Source organism: Bariatricus massiliensis, assembly GCF_900086725.1.
GTDB lineage: Bacteria > Bacillota > Clostridia > Lachnospirales > Lachnospiraceae > Allocoprococcus > Allocoprococcus massiliensis.
The window spans coordinates 1,550,869-1,566,986 of the sequence record NZ_LT574838.1 but is presented as its reverse complement, the minus strand read 5'-3'; the positions used below and the strand labels follow the sequence as shown (position 1 = coordinate 1,566,986).

Below are 16,118 nucleotides of genomic sequence, written 5' to 3'. Positions count from 1 at the left end.
GAGATATAGTGAATATCTCCCGTTTGCGAGGTAAGGGATGGAAAGAGAGGAACGGTTATGGCAAAAATTGTGTGGAAAAGTTTTCGGGCGAATATCAAGAACTTTTTGGCATTTTTCGCTAGTGTGATTATGACGGTAAATGTTTTGTTTCTGTTTATGTACGTACAACAGTCGGTGGCGGCAATACAGGTTATGGACAGCTCGAAACTTCTGTTTTCAATAGGGGGAGATTTGCCCCGGCTATTCTGGTCTTTGATACCGGAAGTCTTAGTTGTCTCTATCGTAGTGATTGTATATTCTGTACGTTTTTACATACGGTCAAGAATGAAAGATTATGGGATACTTACTGTTTTGGGGATTCGTGAAAAGGACATGAAGAAACTGATAGTAATGGAATATTCTTTGAGCTGTATTGTATCCTGTGCGGCCGGCCTGCTGATTGGCCGGGTGACTGCTTACTTTATTGGAAAATCATTCCGCAAGTACGTTGGTGCAAGTTTCGTAGAGGCCATTGACATGTCAAAGGTTTATGGGCTGACTGCGTTAATGTGTGTTGTGATGATTGCAGGGGCACTTTTGGCAATCAGTATTATGTTGAACGAGAAAGGCGTCTCCGACTCGCTGCAGAGCGAACGTATAAAGGATAAACGTTTGGCGCCGAAATGGTCGTTGTTCTGTCTGATTATCGGACTTGGACTGGTTATCGGCAGTTTAATCATTGCGGCTAAGACGGGGAATCCGTTTGTGATTAAGGTTGCACTTCTGCTTTTGTGCATTGGGGTGATTGTATCTACTGTCTGGGGAGCCGGATGTGTGCTCGAAAGTTATAGAAGGTCGGAGCGTTATTATAAAAAGATATTTGTATGGAATGACTTTTATCATTACTTTGGCAAGAACAAATACTTAATTGTGATTCAGGCTGTTATTGGCATCGTTTTGATTTATTTTTCATTTTCTATAAGTTCTTCGTTGATTCCTTCTTCAAAGGAACCCAATGATTTTGTATGTACTGTGGAGTCGGGACAAGGATTTTTGCAGGAGTTTCAGGACAAATATGAAGGAACCCAGAAATCTTTCCCCTTTGTTTATGTAAATAATGAAGAAGGCTCCGAGGTGAGGATTGGAATTTCTCTGAGTGATTTCAACCGGGTATTTGAACGGCAGGAGACGCTGGGAGAAGATGAGATAATCAGTTTGAAATCGGGTGAGGATATCGGTTCTCTGGTTAATACGTCTATCGGCGGGCAGATGTCCGACAAGCTGTTCTTGGGGCAGGACGTAGGATATAACAGGCTGGAAGAGCTGGAGGGAAAGAGCTATAAGCTGAAGGAAGAAAAAGTGGAAAATCTTCTTGGCTTCCAGATTGGCGGGCTGGCTGTACTGCCCGATGCTGTGTTTGCGGAAGCGGCAGAGAAAGACCAGTTCTATCAAGATTTCCTTATACTAAATGTGGAAAATTCATTCTTAAGTGAGGCCACAGAGTTTGTAGAAGCAAAGAAGGCAGAAGGGATTCTCGATGAGGCTATCTGCAGAAAGACCATGGAAGAGATGGAATATAGGCAGAACTTTTTCAGCGTTGTCATCATGGGAATTGTAGGTGTGGCGGTTCTGTTCTTTGGTATGTTCGTGGCTTGGCTTAAGATTTTTGCGGAAACCGGCCAGCTGGAAGATAAATACGAATTCCTAAGTATTGAGGGTATGAGGGAAAAGGAAAAGAGACGGACTCTTAAAAAAGAGAGCGGCCTGACAATATGGATTCCCACGCTCGTGGCCGCAGTGACGGCAGGCTTATTCTGCGCGGCGTTTATCTTTAAGGCGTACAACGGGATTTACAGTGGCAGGGCTTATTATTCAATCTTATTGTTGCTGCTTTTTGTATATATAGTTTTGGAAGTAGTATTTTTGTCTGTGGTGCGCATGTGGATGCAGAGAAGAATTTTAGTAGAGCATAAATAGGGGGGAGAAAAAATGGAAATCTTAAAAACAGAAAATTTAGTAAGAAATTATAACAAGGGCAATGGGGAAGAAGTGAAAGTCCTCAAGGATGTTAATTTTAGCATTAAAGAAAAAGAGTTTGTTGGAATCATGGGAAAATCAGGATGCGGCAAGACTACTCTTCTCAAGGTGCTTGGCATGATTGATAAGGCAACGGATGGAAATGTATACTTCAAGGAAAAGAATGTACAGGAGGTGTATGGGGATGAGCTGGCGGATATTCGAAGAACGGAGATTGGCTTCATTTTTCAGGATTTTTATCTGATGGACAGTCTATCCGTAATGGAGAATATTATGCTGCCTATGATCCTTGATAAATCAGAGCCGGCTGTCATGAAGGAGAAAGCAAAGGAATACGCTGATCTATTCGGGATAGATGATTTACTTGAGAAGAATCCCTATGAGTTGTCCGGAGGCGAGAAACAGAGAGCGGCCATCTGCCGTGCGCTGATTAATGATCCGGATTTAATTCTGGCGGATGAACCTACTGGAAATCTAGATTCCAAATCCGGAAAGATCGTGGTCGATACGATGGAGAAGATTAATCAGGAACTGGGCAAGACCATTGTTATGGTGACTCATGACCCCAAAATGGCAAGTCATTGCAGCAGGCTTATTCTTTTGAAGGATGGCGTGGTGCTTGAGGAACTGGAACGGGGAGAGAGTCAGGAGACATTTTATCAGGACATTTTAAAGAAGATGGATGAGCTATAGTAGTGAATGTGAGGGTTTCAGGGAAATAGGAGAGACCCATAATATAAGCCGGAGAAGTTTTGCTGCGTGCAGCGACCTCTCCGGCTTATTTATTTTTCCAAGTGATCTGCTCTCAAAGATTCAAGAAACGGTGAAATCAGCGTCTCACCGTACTGAAGAAGAGAGTGCCTGCGCTGGTTCAGACACCATGCATAGGTGAGTCCAATCTGCATATTGGTAATCATCTCGCAAAGCTGTGCATAAGAATATGGCGAAGAAATCTCGCCATTTTTCAGCCCTCGTTTTAAAATCTCACGTAGTATCTGGTAATAACGTCTGTCGGGATTCAATATGTGCCGGATTCCTCCGGTAGTGACCTGCAGCCCATACAGCGAGGGATAGAGGTCGAGGTAAGGTGACTCTTCCAGATTCTTCATCACGAAAGTGTTAAAAGCAATCAACTGGTCTACGGCAGGCAATGAGGAATCGCATTGTTCCAGCCAAGTATCGTAATCTGCGTCGTATGTATAGGCAATGCTGAAAAGCAGCTCATCCTTTCCGTGAAAATGGTGGTAAAATGTGCTCCGGGAAGTACCCGACTCTTCGATAATCTGAGAGATAGTCGTCTCATCATACCCTTGTGTCTGAAAAAGCTTCCAGGCGGCGGCCATAATCTGGTCTTTGGCCTTTTGTCTGTGAAGTGTGCTCATTAATAAACTCCCTCTTTGTATATATTTGACTCCATTCTAACACATGAATATGGAGACTTCAATAAATTTAGTCAATCAGTTGGCTGAAAAATATTGTCAATATATACAAAAACATTGACTTTGATATGGCGCTTTGGTAAAATGTGTCTAAATAAAGAACGCAGTACGGAACACAGTGTTATATTGGAGGGATGAACATGAAACGACTAAAATTGGAAACGAATCTGGGATGGGAAGACCAAAAACGTGCCGTCGACGCGGCACTTTTATTGGGCTTTCAGTCAGAGGCGGCAGTTTTTCCGGTGATTGGGGTGGACGGAACAATTCCCCTGCCGAAGACGGAAAAAGAGCTGTTGGACTTATGGGAGACTGTTGGGAAACCTGCGTCAGAAGGATATGAACCGGCTTCGGTCCATCAGGGCCCTGTGTTCGATTTGGATTTTCGAAGTGAACGGGGGCTCGAGACGGTATTTACTACAGGGGAATTTTTAAGAGATGAGAACCATGACCTGCTCCCCGATGCGCTGAATGTGAAGTTTGTCCTGCCTGAGCATGTCGATGATTCCATGTTGACTGCGGTCTGCAATGTCGCTTTTCGTCTAGGCATGGAGACGACAGGATATGAGGGCAGTCTTGTGGCAGAGGCTGACTATTCCGGGAATGCAATCGTTTTTGAATATGGGGACACCGCCGAGATGGTATTAGAAGAAGGCACAGAGGCGATGCGTGTACATATAAGCGGCCGTGGAGAAGCGCTCGAAGAATTTACAGCACAGCTGTGCCAGAACTTTCCACAGATTAAAGGACAGCGTACATGGCGTGATCTTTTGATGGATATGACGGATGATTTTGTGTTACGTGGTGCGGACGGACAGCTGGCTTATCTTGAGGCCGGACAGAAAGCACAGCCGGGAAGTTATGAGGTGTACGGCTCACCGGAATGGAGCGGAAAGCAGAAGGAGTATATTTCCGGCACGGAGCTTTATAACTATAAATCCGGACGGCAAGTATATGAGAAGGTGTATGAGTTCCCGTGGGAAGTAGATGTATTCGAGGAGATATTTGAGAAGGACGTCTGCCCGAAAATTACGGTGGGAAGCCATGTAAGAGTGGCGGGAGCTTTGAGCGAAGACAAGAGCGTGCGTGACAAGCTTACCGCAAAGATTCAGAATGTAATAGAAGGAAAAGGGGCAGACTTGGTACAGACGGAAGTAATCTGCGCCTACAAACAAGGATTTTCTTGGATAGACGAGGTTGTTATCCCTGCCGTAAAGCAGGCAAAACCCGACAAAGTAGAGATTTACTTCAAACCGTTTCTGCCGGAGGGACAGACCGAGTGGCTGGACGAGGATGGAGCTACACCGTCCTATCACAACCTCAGCGCCAGCAATCCTGACAAGTGGTACGACCTGCCGATTCGCTATCTGCAGGAGCTTTATCCGATTGAGGATGTATTGGTAAGGGAGCTGGGGATTGACCGTGACGCGGTAGTATTCCTTCCGTATGACGGCAAGGAGGATATCACATATTTGTGCAAAGTGACCGCGCAGGGAGAAAGCTGCTATGAGGCAGCCTACCGCGCGCAGTACAGTGAGCGGCCGTATATGGATGAGTATCCGCAGATGGGAAAAGTCCACCCGGCGACTGGATATATACAGGTATGGATTGACGGGGAAGAGGTTCTGTTTGAAAATATACCTACAGATCTGGAGAGAATCTGGGATGTGTATCAGGCAGAAGTGCTTCCTGACTGCAGAAGGTATATTGAAGAGAAGACGGGCGGACAGATAAGCAAGGAGATGCAGCCGTTCTTCCATGAGCTGCGTTTGGATGTTACGGCAAGTGAGCCGGATTACCGGGTGGGCTGTAGAGAAGATTTGATATCTGCTCTTGATGCCCTGCATGAAGATATGTACTTTGTCGGAAGTGATTATTTTAAGAACTACGGAGTCCATACGGCCGATGTGATGCTGGATGCGCCGGGGCTGATACTTCCGGTTATCCATAACAAGGAGGGGCGTCCGCTATTTAAAGTTACGCTGACCGAGCAGCTGAAAGAAAAAGCGTGCATCCTGCGGGACGGCGCCGTGGTGTGTGAGCAGAGAGACCGCAGCGAGGTGGGACTTAAGGTTAACAGAGTGTCTTATGAGCAGGAGAAGCTGGCCGTGACAGTGCAGGCCGGCGGCGTTGCGGGAGATGTAGTTGAAGCGTATGCAGCGCTTTGGGAGAAGGGCCTTCTAAGGCGGAGCAAGGAACTTGCGGGAGTCAGTATCCTTCGGTTCGCGTGTACCGAGGACGGCAGAAGCTATGAGGCGGCAGTCAGCGAGTGCGCACCTGCAGCCGGCTGCAAGCGTATTGAAGAGATTGATCTGCACGAGCATGAGTTGATTGGATATGAGACCTATCTGGATATTATAGAAGAGCTGAAGGAAGTGCCCGGTATTGAGGTGTTCCGTACAGCGGTTTCTTATACAGGAAGAGAACTGTACGCAATCTGGCTCAAGCCGGAGCGGGAAGGCTATCTGTCTATGACAAAGCGGCTGACCAGATGCCCAAGTGAAGTAATCAATGCAAGACATCACGCCAATGAAGTGTCATCTACCAATGCTTCCTTCATTTTGCTGAAAAAGCTTCTGACGGAAGAAACCTATAAAGAGCTGCCTGAGAAACTGAATCTGGTGCTTGTCCCGATGGAAAATGTGGACGGTGCGGCGATTCACTATGAACTTCAGAAGGAGCATCCGTACTGGAAGTTCCACGTGGCCCGGTTCAATGCGCTGGGCAAGGAGTTCTATCATGAGCATTTCCAGCAGGATACGATACATTCAGAGGCTATGGGACTGACAAGACTGTTTGAAAAATATGTGCCGGACATGATTGTTGACAACCACGGCGTGCCAAGCCATGAGTGGGAGCAGCAGTTCTCCGGTTATACATCACCGTCGTTCAAAGGATTCTGGCTTCCAAGGTCACTGCTTTACGGATATTTCTGGTACGTGACCAATCCAGAGTATAAAGAGAATTATCCGGTGAACAAGCAGATGGAGGATGTTATTGCTGACAAGATGGCTGAGGATGCGGAGATGACAAGGTGGAACAAGGAGTGGAGCGCACAGTTTGAGAAATACGCCCATTCATGGATGCCGAGGCTCTTCCCGGCCAATTACTATAAAAATATGATTAACTACTGGATTCCTTTTGAGTCGGATCCGGGACACCGCTATCCGTCTATCCGTTTCCCATGGATTACGACGGTTGCTTACACAAGCGAGGTGGCGGATGAAACTGCACAGGGTGAATACTTGAACCTGTGTGCGAGGGCACATGTGGCACACGATGAAGCGACGCTTCAGATGCTGATGCAGGCAGAGCATTTCTATGACTGTGGATGCGAGTGCCGTGAAGGACGAATTTTTGCCAGATATGAGAGACTGCGGCCAATGCTGGTCACAGGTCTGGCAGAAAGATAAATACTATTTAACCTAAAAAGGAGGGCATTTTATGGAACTTATCAAATTAGTTGGTATCTTAATTGTAATTGTTGGGTTTGCGCTCAAGCTGGATTCCATTCTGATCATTTTCCTTGCAGCGGTTACGACTGCATTTGTAGGGGGACTTGGAGTCGATGGACTTTTGGAGGCTCTGGGCACGAACTTCGTGGCGAACAGAAGTATGGCGATTTTCATTATGATTCTGGTCATCACAGGTACGTTGGAGAGAAACGGACTGAAGGAAGCAGCGGCAGAGCTGATGAAGAAAGTCAAGAGTGCTACGGCCGGCAAGCTGGTAGCGGCTTACGGTGTACTTAGAGGTATCTTCGGAGCATTCAACGTTGGGTTCGGCGGTGTTGCCGGATTCGTACGTCCAGTACTTCTTCCTATGGCAGAAGGTGCGGTAAAGAATGAAGGACATGAACCAAACGAAGACCATATGGAAGATATCAAGGGTATGTCTTCCGCGAAGGAGAATGTTTCATGGTTTTTCTGCCAAGTACTTTTTGTAGGTGGTTCAGGCGGTATTCTTGTTCAGACAACGCTTGCGTCTCTTGGATATGATGTAGAGCTTATCGATTTGGCGAAGGTAGAGATTCCGATTGCTATCATCGCGATTGTTGTAGCGTCAGTTGTATTTATCTTAAGGGATAAAAAACTGTGCAATAAATATTATGGCGCAGGCTCCGGAACCAAGAAAACCACAGAGAGTAAGAAATAAAGGAGGGAACATAAATGGATGCTATAAGAATTATCAATATTAATCCTGATATTAATGCAAACATATTACTGCCAATCGTGTGGCTTATTGTTGGATTTATCACGATTTACGCAGGTATTAAGAACTTAATGGATAAAGAAAATCCGTCAAGAATTGGCACGGCAGTATTCTGGTGTTCCTTTGGTATCGCTTGTGCGTTTGGTACATGGCTTCCTGCAAAGGTTTCTGGGGCGTTGGTTATCATTATGTGTATTCCGGCGATTTTCAGACGTGTTAAGGTAGGTAAGGTCAATGCTCCTACAAAGGAATATACAAAAACATCGTTTGGGAAAATAGGAATGAAGATTTTCATCCCGGCTTTCGGTGTGGCTATTTGTTCTATCTTATTCTCACTGTTTACCAATATCAACACAATGGTGGGTATTACGATAGGTGTACTTGCCGGTGTAATTATCTTGATGGTCTACAACAAGGACAATAAACCGATGGTATTCTTGAACGACTCAGAGAGATTTCTCTCCATGATGGGGCCTCTCTGTATGCTGCCGCAGCTGCTTGGATGTCTGGGCGGTATCTTTACACAGGCAGGCGTAGGTGAAGTAGTTGCCAGTCTTGTAGAAAAGATTGTTCCAAAGGGAAATGTAAATCTTGGTATTGTTGTATTTGCCATAGGTATGGTATTATTTACTATGATTATGGGAAATGCTTTCGCGGCTATTACTGTTATGACTGTAGGTATCGGCGGGCCTTTCATTTTGGCTTATGGCGCTAATCCGGTGGTAATCGGTATGATAGCTTTGACTTGTGGATACTGCGGTACACTGCTGACACCTATGGCAGCTAACTTCAATATCGTTCCTGTAGCTATCCTCGACATGAAGGATAGGATGGGCGTTATTAAGAACCAGATCATTATCGCAGGTATTATGCTTGTAGTTCAGATTTGCTACATGATTGCTTTCAAATAATCAAATCTGAAATAAAAGGACGATAGATAGATGACGCAGAATATGGAGCGCGGTGCCAGAATTATTATTCAGGACTGGGTGAATGTAAAACCTTGGGATAGACTGTTAATTGTTACGTCGAAGGAGCATCTGCCGGAGGCGCGGCTGCTGAGAAAATACGCGGTGCGCCGGGCGCGCTCTGTCAATTCTCTGATTGTGGAGAATAAGGGCAAACATGTAGGGGTCTTTTTTGACGCGAACGAAGAAGTGTTCGACCCTTACACGGCCGTCATCGCGGCGACAGATTATTCCCTTGTGACGACAAAGGCGGCGAAACGTGCGATTAAAAAGAATAAGAAATTCCTCTCCCTTCCCCTGTCTACCAACGACGGAAGGTCTATGCTGGAATATGATTTTCTGACAATGGATACGAAAAAGAGCCGGCTTATGGCCAAGGTGGTCATGAAATATCTGCGTCAATCTACCAGAATCCGTGTGACGACACCCGCGGGGACGGATTTGAAACTCTATAAAGAGGGCAGGAACCCGGGATTTTTCAACGGGGTGTTAAAGGATGGGAAAGGGTACTCCTCGGCCAGTATCGAGGTGTACGTTCCCATAGAAGAGACAAAGACAGAAGGCGTTATGGTGGTGGACGGTTCGCTGGGCTACATTGGGCGGGCCGAAGAACCGACTAGGATTATATTTAAGAACGGGCGTATCACAGAGATTGAGGAGACGCCCACAGGACAGAAGCTGAAGGCTTATATGGAAGAATACAGAGACCCGAGGATTTACATCGGAGGGGAATTGGGCATCGGCTTGAATTCCTATTCTAAGTGTCTGGGGAATTGTTATATAGAGGATGAGTCTGCTTACGGGACATTCCATATCGGTGTGGGTCGTAATCTGGCGCTTGGCGGCAAGCAGAATGCCAACGGCCATTTTGATTTGGTTTGTCTGGAGCCGGATATTTTTACAGATAACAGACAGATTATGCAGAGAGGTAAGATTATTATTCCGGAACCTGAGGTATATTAAAAGAAAAAGGAGAATTTGCATTATGAAGATTTTAGTGACAGGATTTGACCCATTTGGGGGTGAAAAGGTAAATCCGGCTTATGAAGCAGTAAAATTGCTGCCGGATACAATCGCTGGAGCAGAGATTGTAAAATTGGAGATTCCTACTGTATTTTCTAAGAGCGGCCCTGCTGTTGAGGCAGGCATCAAGGAGCATAACCCGGATGTCGTAATCAATGTAGGACAGGCAGGAGGACGTTCCTGTGTGACTGTTGAAAAGGTAGCAGTAAACCTTGCGGAAGCGAGGATTCCGGACAATGATGGAGAACAGCCGATGGACGAGCCGCTGCAGGCGGACGGGGACACAGGATATTTTGCGACGGTTCCCGTAAAGGCCATGGTACAGAATGTGCGTGAACATGGAATTCCATGCCACATTTCTTATTCTGCGGGTACTTACGTGTGCAACGCTGTCATGTATAATGTGCTCTATATGGTACAGAAAAGATACCCGAATATCCGCGCCGGCTTTATTCATGTGCCATATGCCAGCGAGCAGGTAGTTGATAAGCCCAACGGTATGGCGTCCATGTCTCTTGAGACAATCGCAAAGAGTCTGGAGTACTGCATTGAAGCTGCCGTCAATCATGAAGAGGATATCAAAGAAGTGATGGGGACTACCCATTAATTAAGTCACCAATGGTAATCATAAAAGATTTAGAAAAAAGAACGGTTTTCGGACCGTTCTTTTTTGTGTGAAAATTCAGCTGTTATTCAAAGTATATAAATTGCACAAAAAGTAAACGGTTACATAAAATACAAATGCGAATAAGAAATTAAAAAATATCTTTATATAGTATAAATTACTAAAAAACAATTAAAACAGGTAAGAATATTGACTTTATAGTCATGAATTGATATATTTAAAATGTAATCAATTACATTCCGGAATAAACCACAAGAAAAGGAGGAAAACAAAATGAAAAGAAAGCGGGCCTTATTGGCGGCCGGGCTGGCGGCGGTGTGTCTGTTGACTGCATGTGGACAGAGTTCGAAGACTGATTCGGATAGTTCGGAGAAGAAGCAGGAGGGCATCAGCATCGCTCTTCTCGATGCGTCCAATGGAAATGCATGGCGTGCACAGATGGAGGCTGAGATGCAGGAAGCGGCAGAACAGTATAAGAAAGACGGCATTATAAAGGATTATACGGTATATTCTGCCAATGATGACGCGACAGTCCAGTCTTCCCAGCTGAATCAGATAGTGACGGCGGGAAAGACCGATGTTGTAATCATCAATCCTGTGTCTGCCACCTCATTGAATCCGGCTATTGATAAGGCGACACAGGCAGGAATTAAGGTAATCGGGGTAGATTCGGTGATTGCCCACAAAGAGGTAGTGACGATTGCGACAGATCAGTATAAGTGGGCGGAAATACAGGCAGAATTTCTGGCAGAGAAGCTGGGAGGCAAGGGGGACATCATCATTTTTAATGCGATGGCAGGTGTTCCGGCCAGCGATACGAGGGAAAAAGCGTTTGACGATGTGATCGCTAAATATCCGGATATCAATGTGTTAAAGAAAGTCTATCATGGATGGGATGAGGGAGAAGCAAAACAATTGACCACCACCATGATATCTACTTACCCCAATATAGATGGGATTCTCAACCAAGACTGTTCACCGGGAATTATGCAGGGATTTCAGGAGTCAGGAAAGGATATGCCTAAAGTACTTACCAGTGACGGCTCCATCACTTATCTGAATATGTGGAATGATTATAATCTGGACAATCCAGATAAAGCGTTTGAGAGTATCATTGTAGCAAATCCACCGGGAATGGGAGTGGATGCCATTAAAATTGCCATTAAACTTGTGCAGGGCGGGGAGTTCAAAGAAGACGTACTCACCGAGGCTGATGGAGGCAAGGCGATTCTTCTGGAGCCGGATCCGGTCATTACCAATGAGAATCGGGAAGAATGGGTAGAGAAGACAAAGGCATTGGACGAGTCCTATACATTTTCTTCAGTTCTTACGGACGAAAAGATTGACGCCATGTTCAAATAATAAATGCCGGGAGGAATGGACTGTGCTTCGTATTGAAAATTTACAAAAAAACTTTGGCGCCGTAAAGGCATTGCGGGACGCCTCCCTTAAGCTAGAAAAAGGAGAGATCCGGGCGCTGCTCGGCGCCAACGGTTCAGGAAAAAGTACGCTGGTGAAAGTGCTGTCCGGATTGAACAGAAAAGACGGCGGAAGAATATTTTTGAATGAAACGGATATTCAGATCAGCTCTCCGGCCGTCAGTAAGAAATATGGGATTGCAATGGCATATCAGGATTTAAGTCTGATACCGGAATTAAGCCTTGAGGAAAATCTTGTTCTTGGAAGCGAGCCGGGGACAAGCTGGGGCAGTTTACGGAAAAACCAGATTCGAGAATATGCAGAGAAAATGATTGAAGTTCTGGGAATACAGGCGGCCCCTGACACACAGGTAAAGGAGATGGATTTGTCGAATCAGGGCTTGGCCGAAGTGGCAAAGGCAATGTACACAAAGCCGCAAATTCTTATATTGGATGAGATTACAGCCTCCATGCACCACGATCAAGTAGAGCGTCTTTTTACTTATTTGAAGCGGGAAAGAGAAAAAGGGATGTCGATTTTATATGTCTCACATCGTTTTGAGGAGGTCTATGCATTCTGCGAAACGGCTACGATTCTGCGTGGAGGAATCAGTGTCAAGGAAGTTTGTCTGAAGGAGACTGCCCCCGACAGACTGGTGTACTATATGACTGGTGAAGAGACAAAGCGAGAATCCCCGGATACGCCTCTATGTGCGGACGAGGAGAGAAAACTGTTGCTGCAGGTGGAGAATCTTACGGTCGGCAGGCAGGTGAAGAAAGTATCTCTCAGGCTGAGAGAGGGCGAAATCATAGGCATAGCAGGGCTTCAGGGACAGGGCCAGAGCGAGTTCCTGAGGGCATTATATGGAGTATGCGCCTATCAAGGGGGAAGAATTCTGTTGGCGGGGGAAGAAATGAAAATCCGGTCACCCAAGGATGCGGTGAAAAGAGGCATAGGATTTATTTCCGGCGACAGAGAAAAAGAAGAGATATTTCCCGTTAGGAATGTGGCGGAAAACTTATTGATCGTAGAACATGCCATGAAGTCACTGTTCTCTTATCACCCGGCTTCCAAGTGTAGAAAGGCGGCTCTGGATATCATGGACAGGCTGCAAATCGTAGCATCCGGAACACAGGCGCAGGCTGACAGTCTCTCGGGTGGCAATCAGCAGAAACTGGTGGTGGGAAGGTGGCTCAGCCGCAGTCCCAGACTACTGCTTTTGGATGACCCGACAAAGGGGGTGGACGTGGCGGCGCGCGGTGAAATCAACAGACTATTTCAGGAGATGACCAGCAGCGGCACGGCCATTATCTATTCGTCCAGTGACAACGATGAACTGCTGGAAATCGCACAAAAAATATATGTATTTTATGAAGGTGAAATCGTAAAAGAACTGACAGGGCAGGAATTAAACGGAGAGTCGCTGGCGAGGGCGATGCTGGGAGTAACGGAGGAGGTGCCGGGCGATGAGTAGACTAAAAGGAAAAACAGGCTATCTCCTGCTTGCAGGAGCAATTGTTATCAATATATGTCTGCAGGGAATGAACTTTTTCTCAGTGAACAGTATTGGAGCGCTGCTGGCCACCAATCTTCCACTTTTGATGGCGGCGCTGGCGCAGGCAGTTATCATGGCGGCAGGGGGAATTGACATCTCTATAGGAAATACGATGGCGTTGTCCAATGGAGTCGTGATTGTATGCTATAACCTGTATGGAATATCCTTTGCGGGAAGTGTCTTGATTGCGGTTCTGTCCGGAGCGGCAGTAGGCCTTGTCAACGGGGTGATAATTGCATGCTTTCGCGTGCCGCCGCTGCTTGTGACTTTCGCTATGTCTACCTTCATCAGAGGATTATCACTGACCGTGCTCCCCAAACCTGGAGGAGAGGTGCCGGAGGCAGTATATCAGACTTATGGAGGAACCTTTCTTCATATTCCGGTTCCGCTTCTGATCATAGGTGCCGCTGTAGTTTTGCTGATACTGGCGGGAAGGCAAAAATCCGTCAGCCATTTGACCGCCGTAGGCTCCAGTGAGCGGAACGCGTATGCTTCGGGCGTTGGAGTTGAACGTGTCAAAATTATCGTGTACGGCGCAGGCGGAATGATTGCGGCATTTGCGGGAATATGTCTCACGGCCTTGACTGCTACGGGGGATGTCAGAAACGGAGAAGCCTTCGCCCTTCAGTCCATCGCGGCGGTTATCATCGGCGGGATGCTGGGAAGCGGGAAATGGAAGAACTATATTCTTGGCGCGCTTAGCGGGGCATTGTTCCTAGCGGTGGTGAACAACATCGTGTTCTATGCATTCAGCTGCATAGCCGTGAATTTTCCCGGAATCCAGATATCAACCTATTATCAGCAGCTGTTGTCTAACTTTATCATTATCTTCGGACTGATGAGCGCGGTGCTGTCTGGCGCAAAAAAGAAGAGGAGGGCTGCGGATGTCTAAGGTGAAAAATAAAATATGGAATCAGGGCGTGGTTCTGGGCGTGATTACGATATTGCTGCTGCTGGCCGGATGCATGCTCAACCGTCAGTTCTTGAAGCCTTCCAACATTGCCAATATTCTGATCATGGCGTCCCTTCTAGGCTTTGTGGCGAGTGGACAGACACTTGTGGTGCTGTCGGGCAATGATGGACTTGACCTCTCTGTGGGCGGTGTAATGTCGCTGGGGGCAGTGGTCTCTTACATTTTGATGAATGGAAAAAATGCCAATTTTTTCGTGGCATTTATCGTCACACTTATCTTGGGCGGAGTCGTGGGACTGTGTAATGCGGCGGGAATCGTTATAGCAAAGATACCGGCTCTGGTCATGACACTTGCGGTGTCTAACGCGTTGACAAGCGTGCAGCAGCTCTTGACTGGCGGAAATCCCAAGGGGGCTCCCGCACCGCTTGCAAGCAGGATAGCCACGTCAAGAGCCGCGGCGTTCCTTCCCTGGCTTGCCGTGATTTGGATTGTACTAATGGCGGGCATGTACCTGCTGCTGTCCCGGAGTGCATATGGCAAACAGCTATACGCGGTTGGGAGCAATGATACGGCCGCGGCGCTGTCCGGCGTGCAGGTCAGGAAGATACGAATCTGCACCTATGTTATATGCGGTGTATTGAGCGCGTTTGCAGGCTTCTGGCTATGTGCCTACAACGGCGTCATCTATGTAAATGCGGGGGCTTCTTATGTAATGCCTTCCGTGGCGGCAGTAGTCATAGGGGGTACATCAGTAGCCGGAGGAAAGGGCGACTATACAGGCACGGTTGCCGGCACGATAATTCTTACAATTGTAAGCAGCCTGCTTGTCATGATGGATATGAATGAGGCAGGCAAATTCATGATGAATGGAATTATATTGCTGGTGCTTCTTGTAATCTATACAAGACACCCGAAAATAAGACAATAATGCAAAAAGGAGAAACGGAGAAATGTTTAAGATAAAACAAAGTATGGACGCAGTAAACTACGGAGGCTATTTTCATGAAGGCGGACCGCTGACGATGAAGGAAATCATCGACAAAGCCGCAGAATTCGGCTATGAGGCAGTAGATATCTGGCCGCACAAGCCGCTCATGTATCCGGGGGATTGGAGCAAAGAAGAGCGGTCAGAGCTGCTTAGATACGCAAAAGACAGGGGCATTAAATTTGCCGCGGTGGATGCGTGTACGAACTTTATGCGGTCAGACCACGCGTTAGTCCCGGATGTGGAAAAGGAACTTGCATATTTGAAGGAGTGCTGTGAGCTGGCGGAAGACATGGAGTGCCCCACTGTAAGGATTATGCCGGCGTTCATCGGATATTTCTGGAGTGAATATTCAAATCTCGGCTACTGCCAGACCGCACTTACGGCCCGCTCTATGGAAGTGTCTAAGCAGGAAGATTACTATAGAGAGTGGAATCATGTTCGGGAGGGGATTCGAGAAGCCGCTGAAATGGCGAAGAATTACAAAGTAGTGCTGGCGCTCCAGGGGCATCCCCCTGTTGTGAACTGCGTGGATGATTTGTTTGAAATGGTTGAAGAGGTGGGAATGGAGAATGTAAAAATCGGCCTTGATTTACCTCTTTTCGATCATCAGACAGAAGAGTTCATCTATAAGACCGTGAGACGTGCGGGAAAGAATATGGCGCACTCGCATACATTAGGCGTGGCAATAAAATACGGCCCAAGTGACAGCGTTTATGCCACGGAAGAGGTAGTGCCGGGAGATGGGATTGAAAATTGGGTGCCGTTCTTTAAGGCATGCAAAGAGATTGGGTATGAAGGATATTTTGCATACGAACAATGTGCGCCATTTTTCGTCAAAGGGCATAAGAAACCAACTGTAGAAGACGTAGACATGCGTCAAAAGAAAGGTTTTGCGTTTATCAAGTCACTTGAAGAACAGATTTGACATGTAAAGTTCGGCGAAGAAATGGTATAATATGG

At 46.6% G+C, this 16,118-nt stretch carries 13 protein-coding genes; 12 read left to right on the top strand and 1 reads right to left on the bottom strand.

Annotation, left to right across the window (positions count from 1 at the left end; translation table 11 throughout):
* Positions 1–57 precede the first annotated feature (57 nt).
* Positions 58–1,956 carry an FtsX-like permease family protein gene (locus BN6465_RS19075; RefSeq protein WP_066738175.1) on the top strand — a complete coding sequence of 633 codons (1,899 nt, stop codon included), beginning with the start codon at positions 58–60 and terminating at the stop codon, positions 1,954–1,956.
* 12 nt (positions 1,957–1,968) lie between these two features.
* The gene (locus BN6465_RS19070; protein ID WP_066738173.1) at positions 1,969–2,709 is read left to right on the top strand and encodes an ABC transporter ATP-binding protein; all 741 of its coding nucleotides are present in this window, start codon (positions 1,969–1,971) and stop codon (positions 2,707–2,709) included.
* A gap of 89 nt (positions 2,710–2,798) precedes the next feature.
* Here the strand turns inward: BN6465_RS19070 and BN6465_RS19065 are convergent, their stop codons facing one another.
* Positions 2,799–3,398, bottom strand: coding sequence for a TetR/AcrR family transcriptional regulator (locus BN6465_RS19065; protein ID WP_066738171.1), 600 nt, complete (start codon positions 3,396–3,398; stop codon positions 2,799–2,801).
* Positions 3,399–3,595: 197 nt separating this feature from the next.
* Between BN6465_RS19065 and BN6465_RS19060 the strand changes: the two genes are divergently transcribed.
* The 10 genes from BN6465_RS19060 to BN6465_RS19015 all read left to right on the top strand — a co-directional run bounded on the left by BN6465_RS19060 (position 3,596) and on the right by BN6465_RS19015 (position 16,083).
* Positions 3,596–6,868: a M14 family metallopeptidase gene (locus tag BN6465_RS19060; RefSeq protein WP_082891796.1), complete on the top strand. Its 3,273-nt coding sequence runs from the start codon at positions 3,596–3,598 to the stop codon at positions 6,866–6,868.
* A 31-nt stretch (positions 6,869–6,899) separates the two neighbouring features.
* On the top strand, positions 6,900–7,610 hold the full coding sequence (locus BN6465_RS19055) for a 5-oxoproline transporter, DUF969 family subunit (RefSeq protein WP_066738169.1): 711 nt from the start codon (positions 6,900–6,902) through the stop codon (positions 7,608–7,610).
* Between the two features lie 14 nt (positions 7,611–7,624).
* Positions 7,625–8,578 (top strand): DUF979 domain-containing protein, encoded by a 954-nt coding sequence (locus BN6465_RS19050; RefSeq protein WP_066738167.1) that lies wholly within the window; start codon positions 7,625–7,627, stop codon positions 8,576–8,578.
* 30 nt (positions 8,579–8,608) lie between these two features.
* A complete protein-coding gene (locus BN6465_RS19045) occupies positions 8,609–9,598 on the top strand; it encodes an aminopeptidase (RefSeq protein ID WP_066738166.1) in 990 nt (329 codons plus the stop codon).
* A 22-nt stretch (positions 9,599–9,620) separates the two neighbouring features.
* Positions 9,621–10,265: a pyroglutamyl-peptidase I gene (gene pcp, locus BN6465_RS19040; protein WP_066738165.1), complete on the top strand. Its 645-nt coding sequence runs from the start codon at positions 9,621–9,623 to the stop codon at positions 10,263–10,265.
* A gap of 291 nt (positions 10,266–10,556) precedes the next feature.
* Positions 10,557–11,645, top strand: coding sequence for an ABC transporter substrate-binding protein (locus BN6465_RS19035; protein WP_066738164.1), 1,089 nt, complete (start codon positions 10,557–10,559; stop codon positions 11,643–11,645).
* A gap of 22 nt (positions 11,646–11,667) precedes the next feature.
* Complete coding sequence (locus BN6465_RS19030; protein WP_066738162.1) at positions 11,668–13,176, top strand: sugar ABC transporter ATP-binding protein; 1,509 nt, start codon at positions 11,668–11,670, stop codon at positions 13,174–13,176.
* Positions 13,169–14,149 carry an ABC transporter permease gene (locus BN6465_RS19025; protein WP_066738160.1) on the top strand — a complete coding sequence of 327 codons (981 nt, stop codon included), beginning with the start codon at positions 13,169–13,171 and terminating at the stop codon, positions 14,147–14,149. Before BN6465_RS19030 ends, BN6465_RS19025 begins: the two co-directional genes overlap by 8 nt.
* Positions 14,142–15,098 carry an ABC transporter permease gene (locus BN6465_RS19020; RefSeq protein WP_066738158.1) on the top strand — a complete coding sequence of 319 codons (957 nt, stop codon included), beginning with the start codon at positions 14,142–14,144 and terminating at the stop codon, positions 15,096–15,098. The genes BN6465_RS19025 and BN6465_RS19020 overlap by 8 nt, the downstream gene beginning before the upstream one ends.
* A gap of 22 nt (positions 15,099–15,120) precedes the next feature.
* Complete coding sequence (locus tag BN6465_RS19015; protein ID WP_066738157.1) at positions 15,121–16,083, top strand: sugar phosphate isomerase/epimerase family protein; 963 nt, start codon at positions 15,121–15,123, stop codon at positions 16,081–16,083.
* Positions 16,084–16,118 lie beyond the last annotated feature (35 nt).

What these genes read in the sequence shown, in the direction of transcription:
- BN6465_RS19070 (WP_066738173.1), top strand. Translation starts at nt 1,969, where the DNA reads ATGGAAATCTTAAAAACAGAAAATTTAGTAAGAAATTATAACAAGGGC.
- BN6465_RS19020 (WP_066738158.1), top strand. Translation starts at nt 14,142, where the DNA reads ATGTCTAAGGTGAAAAATAAAATATGGAATCAGGGCGTGGTTCTGGGC.
- BN6465_RS19065 (WP_066738171.1), bottom strand. Translation starts at nt 3,398, where the DNA reads ATGAGCACACTTCACAGACAAAAGGCCAAAGACCAGATTATGGCCGCC.
- BN6465_RS19050 (WP_066738167.1), top strand. Translation starts at nt 7,625, where the DNA reads ATGGATGCTATAAGAATTATCAATATTAATCCTGATATTAATGCAAAC.
- BN6465_RS19060 (WP_082891796.1), top strand. Translation starts at nt 3,596, where the DNA reads ATGAAACGACTAAAATTGGAAACGAATCTGGGATGGGAAGACCAAAAA.
- pcp (WP_066738165.1), top strand. Translation starts at nt 9,621, where the DNA reads ATGAAGATTTTAGTGACAGGATTTGACCCATTTGGGGGTGAAAAGGTA.
- BN6465_RS19075 (WP_066738175.1), top strand. Translation starts at nt 58, where the DNA reads ATGGCAAAAATTGTGTGGAAAAGTTTTCGGGCGAATATCAAGAACTTT.
- BN6465_RS19025 (WP_066738160.1), top strand. Translation starts at nt 13,169, where the DNA reads ATGAGTAGACTAAAAGGAAAAACAGGCTATCTCCTGCTTGCAGGAGCA.
- BN6465_RS19035 (WP_066738164.1), top strand. Translation starts at nt 10,557, where the DNA reads ATGAAAAGAAAGCGGGCCTTATTGGCGGCCGGGCTGGCGGCGGTGTGT.
- BN6465_RS19055 (WP_066738169.1), top strand. Translation starts at nt 6,900, where the DNA reads ATGGAACTTATCAAATTAGTTGGTATCTTAATTGTAATTGTTGGGTTT.
- BN6465_RS19045 (WP_066738166.1), top strand. Translation starts at nt 8,609, where the DNA reads ATGACGCAGAATATGGAGCGCGGTGCCAGAATTATTATTCAGGACTGG.
- BN6465_RS19015 (WP_066738157.1), top strand. Translation starts at nt 15,121, where the DNA reads ATGTTTAAGATAAAACAAAGTATGGACGCAGTAAACTACGGAGGCTAT.